Raw genomic sequence first — 10592 nt, forward strand, 5'->3', positions numbered from 1 at the left:
TAGACTCACTAATGATTACTATCACTCTGCTTTCATTTCTACTTAGCTCTTTCAAAAAAGCCAATATCGCATTACTCACATCACCATCAATCACGATGACAAAGACAAAGTCTGTATAGGACTGATTAAGCACACTTTCAACAGCATTCAAAAGCCAACTCAAACGGTCTTGGCTGTATACTGCCATTGCAACTACGGTTTTAATTTCTAAACCGTCTGTAGAAGGTTGGAATAAAGAAAATTGACTTTGCAAACGCTTAACAGCCTGTTACCAAAACGGCGGGCATTGTAGCAGATAATATTCCAAATGATATTAGCTAAACGCAGATCCACAAGTCATATGCATTAATTTAAGTCGTTAAAGTAATGCATATTTTCAAGTAAATCTTGGCTTGATAACATATTCGGTTTGATTTTAAATACTGCCATTCTCTTGTCGATAACATCTATTTTTTTGAATAATTTTTCAGCCAAAAAGTAATGGGGTCTTTCTTCGTAGTCGTCGAATAATATAATGGTCTCTCTTTGAATCGACGCACATACCGCTAAAAAGCATGCCACGCGAAAACGACCGTCAATAAGCACTAAATCTGGCACTAACTTATTTTGATTGCAATATTGCCAAGGAGCTCTTGAATAATTAATCCAGTTTCTCAGTCTAGTATCATCTTTCGGGGCACCCCACTCTCCTGTAGGCCCTACATCCACCCAAAGCGGGATGATCGTACCTTTCAATTTTTGGTGTGCGGCGGCACCAACTAATTCTAATAACCAAGTATTTGATGATTCTACTGTAATAATTTTTTTATTTAATTTCGCTGCTAGGAGTGTTGAACCACCTGAACCATACTCCACAATAAGCGACGCTTGCTTATATTGCTCCTGAACATACTCGTTACAGACACGACTAAATGTCATTTCAAAGTTTTTAAACATCGATTTTCACCTCGTTTATTTACGACTGGTTTAGTAAACTCTTACCTATTAATCCTTAAGGCCTTGCCGACTCTTAAAATTATCATAACTCCTTAAAACAGCTTCTAACGTAACATTTTTGAGAAGGCGTTTTAACAAAGTCGCTTCTTTCGTCTGTGCGTTTTGGATTAAGTCAATCGTAAATAAAAATTTATCTTCAATCATCTTTCTAGCTTTTAGAATGCTAGGTTGCAATTGGTACTCTTCTATAAATTTACAATATTCCTTGCAGTAAGCGTCGTGCTCTTCTTTGGGCAGTCGCACAACATCAGTAAAATCATCAGTACAATATCCACTTCTGTTATCTTTAAAAATTTGTGAGTTTGTATCGCTTTTAATCGCAATTGGAGTACTTAGCATTGCAACATATTCTATCTGGCTACGATACATCCTGTGCAATACAAAATAGTCCTTGATACTTTTATTTAACTCCTCCAATGGCGCTCTAATCTTCCCCTTTTCAGGTTTAAATGCAGTACCATCAGCCAATCGGTATGATGCGTTGTCAACCAACACTGAGTGTGGATTAACAGCTTTAATACTCAATCCCGTTTTAATTAACGATTTAATTTGGCTAGTTTTTACCCCTATTAATTCCACAGGAATCGGGGGTGAAAATAATGCATGCTCATTAGTTTTGTTTAACCATTCAAAGCTATTAACATCAAAGTTATTTTTCTCCGCGTATTCAGTGATAGAAGTATTAAAATTCTTAGAAATCCAAAATTCATCGATATCTAAAAACATAACATGAGAAAATCCTTCTCTGTAACTCTTTTCTAACTCATGTTTATACACAACATTTTGAGGAGATTTGACATTCTGTTTGTAAAAGTAATCTCCGTTTTGGATTTTAACCTTTTTCAGACTTTTTAATTGGTCGATAATCTCTAAAGTGTTATCTGTTGTACCATTAATATAAATATGTATTTCATCAAATCCAAAATATAAATGATGAAAAATCCATTCAGAAAGATATGCAGCTTCGTTTCTCGCTACTGCAACTAGTTTAATTTTTATTGGTACATTGCGCCTAACTTGTTTAAGAATTAATCGATAAAAAGTAACCAACAGAGACTTAGCTCTATTTACGATAGTTACCAAGTTTCTAAACTTGATAAGCCGAGCCGGAACGAACTTTTGCAAACTTCTAATGATACGTATCCTGATTGCATGTTCAGCAACAGTCGCAGAAATTAAATCAACAAAATTTTGATTCGGATGATTTTTAGCAGTTAAAACAGAGTCAGTTAATTTATAAAATTTAAAGGATAACTCTTTACTTAGGAATTTTAACACCGATATAAACGCCTCTTCGTCTAACTCTTGCTTTTTAAATTCTTGGAGGCGCTTTAACAGCATATTGTTATAAAATTCTTCGCTATTTTCGACACCCAATTGGAAAAGTAAAGGCTTCATTACTTCAATAAATACTTCACATTGCCTTAAATAGTCCGATTGTCTAAACAGAGAATAATTACTCGAGCCTGATTGGAACCTTTGTAAGGCATTATCTACTGATGCCTGAATACCTTCTAGAGAATAATGGTTAAGCCAGCGCTTAAACTCCATCGCTTCAAATTGATATGATTGATTTATAATGACGTTATTAACTTGAACATTTAGGTTAAAAACAGACATAAAATCAGCGATCAAATTTCCTTTGAAAAAGAAAGCCTCCCCGTAAAATCGTACTATAATATCTTTATTTCCGAATTCTCTAGAATAAATAGCAAGCTTTTCAAGATGGGGTAGATGGGTACTATCTGATGGTTTTAAGATATCGGTCTGACCATGTCGCTTTACAGCTTGGTTATAGTTTGATTCTCTAACCTCAACAGGGTTACGGATGTAAAATATAAATTTCGGTGAATTAAAACATTCCTTAAGTTCATGTAGTTTATTTGAAAAAAATTCTGATGAAAGCAACAAAATTGTATAAGGACCTGTTTCAAAATCGTTTAATAATTTCCATATTTTTTTCATATTCAGTACCAATGTACCGTCCGCTGATACATCATAAATCACACGTAAGTTGCCAGAGCTAACCCCATTGGTTGACGTATTATGAATTGGATAAAATATGTTATTTTTAGCTAAAAAACGGTTATTTTGCTGCAACCAATATTGAATTGCAGAAGAGCCTGTTTTGGGCGGGCCAACATGAATATAAATATCTTTTTGCAATTAAAAGCCTCAATAAGCATCAAAACTGCTGTCATGAGTTAACAGCACTATAAAATGAAAAAACAATTTTACTTAAAAAGTAATTAATAAATAACCTTAGATAATAAGTACTATTTTATTCATCCTTTTCTTTTATAGAAAAATTTTCTCGCTTCAACGTCAAATTTGGATTGTAACAGGGGTCGTCTTCTATGATTTTTTTCCATTCCTTCTTAATAAACCCAACCTCACCCTCAAACCTTAGTATCTTATCTTTAGTGTCTTCTCGACCACGGCTTACTGATTCATGATGATATAATAAGGCTTCAGTACATAATAAATTACGTCGCCCCAAACCCTTGATTCTTAGGCAAAAATCTACATCATTAAATGCCACAGCAAGTTCTTCATTAAGGCCATTAACAGCATTAAAATCTGTTTTCTTCACCAATAAGCATGCCGCAGTCACCGCTGAATAGCTATTAGTAGCTACTAGTCTCTTTAAATATCCTGAATGGTATCGGGGGAAATATTTATGAGCATGTCCAGCTCCACCTCCATACCCCATAACGACACCAGCATGTTGTACCCTATCATCAGGATAAAGTAACTTAGCGCCAACACAACCAACATCTTCTCTACATACATGGCTAACCATATAATTAAGCCAACTATTGTCTATAACTTCAATATCATTATTAATTAGCCCTATCACATCACCTTTTGCGTGTGACACGGCGAAATTGTTGATCGCAGAATAGTTAAAAGGTTTTGAATAACTAAGCACTTGAATCTTTTTATGGGTTCCTATTTGTTCAAAATAATCCAGTGTTTTTTGCTCTGTAGAATTGTTATTAATAAGTAAAATTTCAAAATTTTGATATTTCGAAGCCAATATTGAATTTATGCATGTTTTTACCAATTTCAATTCATCTTTCGTTGGTATTATCAAGCTAACAAGCGGTTCGTATTTTAAAAGCCATACAGGTTGAAGATATTCGTGGTCCATCTGCGCAGTTAACTTTAACTGAGCTGGATTAAAATCATTCAAAACTTTAGCATAATATTTATAATTGAACGTTGAAACCGCTGACATATGAATCAACACGAAAGGGATATGGCCTATTTTAAATTTAGAGCCATTAAGATAAAAATGAGCCATCATCAAAGCAACCGACTCAACCTTACAATTTAAATATTTCATTATCGAGTCAGGCCGCCTAATCCAGACCCCAGAAGAGACATAACCAGTTGTTAATTGGAGATCAGGATCCCAATTAGGGAAAAAGCAAGGAGTATTCCTTTTTCCATCCGTTAGCCTATCTTTGTCACAATAACTAACATCAACATCTTCTTCGTGGTAGTTTTGAAAAATTGACAAGGCATTAGGGTGTATCATATCGCCAGAAAAAATGGCTAATATTGAGTGCTGAAAAACGCAGTTTTCATCATGTTCAATCAAAACGTCAACATTAGCTTTTCCAGATACTTTCACTAATTCTTGGACTTCAATAAAGTCTTCAGGTACACACATGACATAGACTTTCACATCAATCGGTACACTTAACAAAGTATCAAGAAGTCTTTGACATAATTCCGGAGGGACAATGACTAGAACCTCAATGGACATATCTGATTTAGCAGACAAAGTGTGTAACCGTAAATTTTGCTCCTTGATATTTTCAGAATAAAGCGCATCTAATTTTTGCCTTGTAGGAAATCCATAGAAATAACCTGACTTTTGCAAATTTCTACTATACATAGACGTGAGCTTAGGATTTCTTTTTAAAATATTGCGAAACCACTTTGGGAACAGCCCAACGAATAGTTTAAATATTCTCATTAAAAAACGACGTAACTTTATCATATGAACAGTAGCCTACTTATTTTGCTTCTTCTTGGACGCACTTACGTCGTTCACATAAAGTGATTTTAACTTACGTAATCTCGAATGAATAAGCTTTCCATTTGGTCTGAGAATTGATGCTTTTTCTAACATGGATATAGCTATCTTGTATTCACCATTTCTTTCAGCTAAAAATCCTAACTCCCTATAAATATCGGCATCTTGTGTATGCTGAGGAACATCCAGCGCCGTTCGAAATTCTTTTAATCCTTTTAAATTGTTCGAAGACAATTTTAATAAAACCCTACCTCTCAGCATGCTCGAGCTGTTAGATAAATAACTCATTTTTATTTTCAGCAACATTATTAATCGGTAAACTGGATTTGGCTTAAATGCTAAGAACCAATCCAAATATAAATCACTTTTATGCCTTTCCTCGGTAAGTAAACTCTTGAAGAAAGGATAAAATTTAATATTCATTTTACGTCTCAAATAATGAACGACTGAAGAAAATTGCTTCTTTGACAATACCTGCTCGCAATAGAGATCTTGTTGTTGATTTAAAATAGCATCAGAAAACATAACGCCGTCTTTTAAGCCCAAATCAGCACAAATTGGTATCGCCATCTCTGCGTAATTCCTTGCAATTTTAGTGTATTCATCTGGTGGCAGAAGTGAAAATTTCGCAGTCCCATTTACATAAGACTGCAATATATAATCTATTTCAATTTGATATTCTTTTATAGAAAACTTATTTAGCCAGCGTTTTAACTCTAAAGCCTCAAAATTATAAGAAGCGTTGACACTCTCAAGAGCATCACCTAGGTCAGCCTTTACATCTAAACCTAAGACTGTAAGAACATCGGCAACTAAAGAGCTTGACCCGTTGAGTCTTAAGTCGAAATATCGCACAGTCAATGTACTTGCCGGGAATGCCTTCTTAAATCTTGTCAAATGACTGACATGGGGGAAACAATCAAATGTTTTGGAGTCGAGGGAATGAATGAACCCATTTCGTTTTACTCCTTGATTATAATTGGACTCAAGTATTTCAATGGGATTTCTTAGGTAAGCTAAAAATTCTACATTAGGTATTAGGAGGCTCAACGCCTCTAAATGTTGGAAAAAATACTCTGAAGAAAGAAATAAAGTATGCGCATCAGAGCGATTAAAACACTCTAAAAGATGGGTAATTTTGGTTTTACTTATCAAGACTTTAGGCGGTGTCTTCTCAGACCCCTCTACCGAAATATCACAAACATTATGAAGGTTGCCGGAACTAACACCATTAGGATCCAATTGATGTTGAGGGTAAAGTACGCCGTTTTCTAAGAGTAAATCTCTATTTTTACTGAACCACTTTTGTATCGCAGACGTTCCGGTTTTCGGAGGCCCAACATGAACAACAACTCGCTTAATCATTATTTTTAAGCCAACGAGAAATACAACTAAAATTCATATTTTTCCAATCTTTTTATTTACTTAAATCGCTGTAAATGGTCATTAATCAACGAGATTGGATAAGAAAACGTTTTAGAAATTTTACTTTCAAAACCTTCTAAATTTACCTCACACGGGTTGTCCCTCAACAATTCAATCTTGATAAAGTTGGAGTCAAAATCAAAAAGACACTTGTCCCATTGAATGTGTGAATTATTGACGTAACCAATCCTTTCAGCAGGAGCAACGGCTCCTAATGAGGCGCCGATTTCAGACAACATCCGACTGAATCCTAACTCATGATTTAGAATCAGTGTGGTTTTGTCCTCAAAAATTTTCATATCAGACCAAAAAGACTTAAACATGTCTGAAGTAATAACTTTTTTATTCATTGCTATAAAGTAACTCTGCAAATGATATTGAATTTCAAAACTATCAGTGATAGCAATAGCATCTAATTTGCGCTTTTTAAGTACATCGATAGGATCAAAACTCTTAGACATCGGCCCATAAACACTATCGTTACATATAATTAGATTTTCAATAACATCTAATCTATCGTAAAAACGTAGCAGACCAGTTCGCCAAGCACCAAAGTCATACCCAACATTTTCTTTAACCAAAACGAAATTCACATAGTTTTTAATCTTTTCAAGATTACTTTCTGAGTAATCACAAGCCGTTGAAACAAAAACAATGTCAGTAAACTTTGATAAACGTTTCAAATATTCAACAACATAAGGATCAATGAACTTATCTTTGTCGTAATGAGAAAATATGGTCAATGTGGGTTTTGAAAATTCACGATATTTTTTTTCGTATAAAATATTTTCGTAAAAGTCTCTCGGTTTTACTTTTTGATAATCAGTTGAATTAGCCTTATTAACCATAAAGTCTTCAGAAAACTGATTAAGATTTGGACTATAGTATTTATCATTTTTTGTGAAATATTTTCTCCGCATAGTCCGCATAGCGAAAAGCTCTTTGCGTTGGCGATTCAATTTCTCAAAATTATCGTCCAAACCACGCGACGCCGATTCATGGTGGTAAGCAGTGACATAGGGACTGTAAACATTGCTCTTTCCTAAATCCATCAGCTTTAAACAAAAATCCACGTCATTATAAGCAATTGCTAAATTTTCTTCGTCAAACCCTGAAACTGCATCAAAATCAGCTCGACTTACCATCATAAGAGCAGCGGTGACAGCCGCGTAATTACAAATACTATGCAACCTAGCAAAATAGCTCGGGTAATCAGCATCTTGATTTTTAAAAACGTTAATAATTGCATGTCCAGTTTCAGGCGCTAACACTAAACCGGCATGTTGAATTTTATCATTCGGATACAGTAACTTAGCACCAACTGCGCCTACTTCTTTACGCTGACAATGTTCTAGCAGACCGACAAGCCATTCATTATCAATTAATTCGATATCATTATTCATGAACAACAAATAATCACCAGTTGCGTAGTGCTTTACTGCTTCATTATTGATTCTGGAATAATTGAATGGCTCGTTAAACTCTACAAAACGGATCCGATGAAAATTTGATGTGTAATAAGTTATTAACTCATCAATAGCTTCGTCATCACTATTATTGTTAACGCATATCACCTCATAATTATTATACTTTTTAGAGTACTTAATAATCGAGTCTAGGCATTGAGTTAGCAGCTCTGGCTTATTATAAAATGGAATAATAATGCTTACTTTGGGTTCATTTATAATCGAATATTTAACTCGATATGTGCCCGGAGTATTTCCATTAACAACAATCCCATCGATATTTCGTCTTTCAAGGGCGTCTTCAAGCGCTTTCCTTCCCGCCTCTTGCGCGTAATTTTTTTCAGAAAATTCAGCGGCAGTCGACCCAGGTATCTTTCGCCAATGATAAAGTACTTTAGGTATATGGGCTATTTTATTGGTCAGCTCCAATACTCTCAAATAGAGATCATAGTCTTGCGCACCTTCGTAACCTGGTCTCCACCCACCAACCTTTTCAACTAAGGAACGACGAATAACGCCTAAATGACTCAAATAGTTATGACACATAAACATATCGGGGGAAAAATCAGGTTTAAAATGCACATCAGTGAATTCACCTGACAACTCTAATTTATCTTCATCAGAGTAAATAAAATCGAAATCTTCACATTGTAACGCTTTTACAACTTCGTAAAGTGCGTCTTTCGTCAATTCATCGTCATTATCCATTAATGCAATAAATTCACCTTCAGCCAAGTCCAAAGCAAGATTCGAAGCTAAAGATATATTTTGATTTTTTTTGCTAAACTGAACTTTTACATTCTTTTCATTTTGCAATGATTTTAAGTATTCAATCGTTGATTCATTTGTACTGCCATCATCACATATACACAACTCCCAATTTGTGTACCACTGCTCTTTCAAAGATTCGTAGGCCTTCATTAGCCAAGTGGGCGAAACGTTATAAACGGGCATGACAACTGATATCAAAGGCTGAAAAGTAAAACTTTCTAGATCGCTCTGAATCTCGCTTGAAAACTTAGGGCGCACATAAAAATACACATTGCTGGTCTTACTATATAAACGACGGCCCGCAACAATTTCTTTAGCACCGTGAAAAAAGAAGTGTTCGAAAGGTGTAGCAAAGCTTCCTAATAATAATGGACCTGCTACATCTCTAAAACTATTTATATAAGCATAACTATTAAACAATCCAGCATTTGGATAAAGCTCCAGATCTCCAGACAACACTAAAGGGCACCCCACTGTTCGAAAGTGCTGCCAAGCGTTCTTGTAATCAAGCTTATCGTTTAGAGTTCGATTAACACTTTGAATGTACAAGTCACTATCAAACAACGGTTCAGCCAAGACAAAGAACTTGTCGCTTACCGTTTGATTAAAGCTAATATTTAAGGGGCGCTGTCCAAGAAATATCTCCCTCAAACCACATTTAAGGTAATGTTCAAATCCAGATGCAAACTGTTCCTTGTCGACAGCTTTCTCAATATCACGGTTAAGCAAAAAATAATCAGATTCATTAAAGTCTTGGATACCCGGAAAAAGTTCGGTCAGAGGAGCTTTAACTGTTGCCCAAGCCTTTTCACTTGATGAAAAGCTAATTTGAGAAAGGGTAACATCAGATTTAGACTCTCTTAAATATTGTTCAAACTCCGACATAAAATCAAAGTCGGCCTTTGCTATATTGCTTAAAAATCGCGCCCGATGTCTATTATTATTCTTTGTCTTTACGCGCTTTAAAAGCTTCTTGATGGGGCTTAACAAAACGATGAATCCTTTTTAAAATATGTATACAAAAACGACGAATTTTGAGCTTACTGCTGAGAGGAATTAATCTTTTTTTTTTACTAATTTTTCTAGCCGTTGGAAGTGCTCTTGAATAACAGGGCCGTTTGGCCGCGACTTCATCGCTAACTGTAAGTACCCAAAAGCATGTTCAATTTCACCTTGCCGCTCAAAAAGCATGGCTGCATCAAAGTAATTTTTTGCGAACTGGTCTTTTATAATTACTTCGCCAAACGCTTCTAAAGCTCGCAGTACTCTATTTTGATGAGGCGTACCTTTTAATATATTTAAGTAAGCTATTAAATGTACGGCCACAATATCAGCCCTAACATCAAGAAGACGGTCTGCTTTTTCCAAAACAAGTTGTCGACTTTGTTGAATCATATCAGCTAAGCCACATTCCTGAATAAACAGTGCTAAAGCCGCCCAATAGTCTGTCAATTTTTTAGAATCAATGGCCAATGTATGAGTTGATTCCTTACTAAATCCAAATCGATTATTTTTAAATGGAAATTCAACCCCTGGCCTTTGTCGAGTTAATAACGCGACATATTCGGTAGCTGAACGGCATACTCTATGTAAAACAAATGCACTTGAAGTTAATGGAGGTATAACACCAAAGGCTTGATCATGTTTTCCGTATGCAATAGGAGCGGCGTCTGGGCCTAAGTGCACAATTTTGGGTTCCGCATTATCCATTTTTGACGCATGACATCTAAACTCAACAACACGAGCAACGGCTACTCGAGAAAGTAACGATTTCATATGTTCATCAGGCTTTACTTTTTTATTGTTGAAAGGCAGCTCAAAATTTGTATCGTCACCATTTTGCCAAAGCCAATTAAATGAAAGTACATCGAACACAGGAAATGCGG

At 35.3% G+C, this 10592-nt stretch carries 7 protein-coding genes; all 7 read right to left on the bottom strand.

Annotated features, from left to right (window positions below; genetic code table 11):
- On the bottom strand, window positions 1-253 hold a 253-nt coding region (locus NWQ57_RS15265), incomplete at its 3' end, for a glycosyltransferase (RefSeq protein ID WP_306023023.1).
- Between the two features lie 92 nt (window positions 254-345).
- Complete coding sequence (locus NWQ57_RS15270; protein WP_306023024.1) at window positions 346-936, bottom strand: hypothetical protein; 591 nt, start codon at window positions 934-936, stop codon at window positions 346-348.
- Between the two features lie 48 nt (window positions 937-984).
- Window positions 985-3162, bottom strand: coding sequence for a glycosyltransferase family 2 protein (locus NWQ57_RS15275; RefSeq protein ID WP_306023025.1), 2178 nt, complete (start codon window positions 3160-3162; stop codon window positions 985-987).
- Window positions 3163-3277: 115 nt separating this feature from the next.
- On the bottom strand, window positions 3278-5008 hold the full coding sequence (locus NWQ57_RS15280; protein WP_306023026.1) for a glycosyltransferase: 1731 nt from the start codon (window positions 5006-5008) through the stop codon (window positions 3278-3280).
- 12 nt (window positions 5009-5020) lie between these two features.
- Window positions 5021-6409, bottom strand: coding sequence for a hypothetical protein (locus tag NWQ57_RS15285; RefSeq protein ID WP_306023027.1), 1389 nt, complete (start codon window positions 6407-6409; stop codon window positions 5021-5023).
- Between the two features lie 56 nt (window positions 6410-6465).
- Window positions 6466-9696 carry a glycosyltransferase gene (locus tag NWQ57_RS15290; RefSeq protein WP_306023028.1) on the bottom strand — a complete coding sequence of 1077 codons (3231 nt, stop codon included), beginning with the start codon at window positions 9694-9696 and terminating at the stop codon, window positions 6466-6468.
- Window positions 9697-9762: 66 nt separating this feature from the next.
- A partial coding sequence (locus NWQ57_RS15295; RefSeq protein ID WP_306023029.1) for a hypothetical protein occupies window positions 9763-10592 on the bottom strand: 830 nt, incomplete at its 5' end.

It is taken from the genome of Paraglaciecola sp., assembly GCF_030730205.1.
Lineage (GTDB): Bacteria > Pseudomonadota > Gammaproteobacteria > Enterobacterales > Alteromonadaceae > Paraglaciecola.

What these genes read in the sequence shown, in the direction of transcription:
- NWQ57_RS15270 (WP_306023024.1), bottom strand. Translation starts at nt 936, where the DNA reads ATGTTTAAAAACTTTGAAATGACATTTAGTCGTGTCTGTAACGAGTAT.
- NWQ57_RS15280 (WP_306023026.1), bottom strand. Translation starts at nt 5,008, where the DNA reads ATGATAAAGTTACGTCGTTTTTTAATGAGAATATTTAAACTATTCGTT.
- NWQ57_RS15285 (WP_306023027.1), bottom strand. Translation starts at nt 6,409, where the DNA reads ATGATTAAGCGAGTTGTTGTTCATGTTGGGCCTCCGAAAACCGGAACG.